1 pseudogene is annotated in these 395 nt (G+C 73.2%); it reads left to right on the forward strand.

The features are described from left to right. Positions 1-395: pseudogene (locus PUR61_RS16575) on the forward strand (glycosyl hydrolase family 8); the annotation flags it as partial.

Below are 395 nucleotides of genomic sequence, written 5' to 3' on the forward strand. Positions count from 1 at the left end.
CCGCCACCCCCGGCAGCGTCACCGCCGGATCCCCCGCCACGCTCAACATCACCACGGCGGGCACCACCACACCCGGCACCTACCCGCTCACCGTCACCGGCACCGCCCCCTCCGGCACCCACACCAGCACCTACACGCTGAAGGTGACGAGCACCCAGCCCGGGAACGACTTCTCGGTCGGCGTGAACCCGGTCTCCGGCACGGTCACGGCCGGTGCGGGCACCAGCGCGAACATCACCACCGCCGTGACGTCGGGTTCGGCGCAGAGCGTCAGCCTCACCGTCTCCGGTGCCCCGGCCGGCGTCAACGCCACCGCCACCCCCGGCAGCGTCACCGCCGGATCCCCCGCCACGCTCAACATCACCACGGCGGGCACCACCACACCCGGCACCTAC

Origin of the sequence: Streptomyces sp. BE20 (assembly GCF_036322525.1) — a bacterium.
Taxonomy (GTDB): domain Bacteria; phylum Actinomycetota; class Actinomycetes; order Streptomycetales; family Streptomycetaceae; genus Kitasatospora.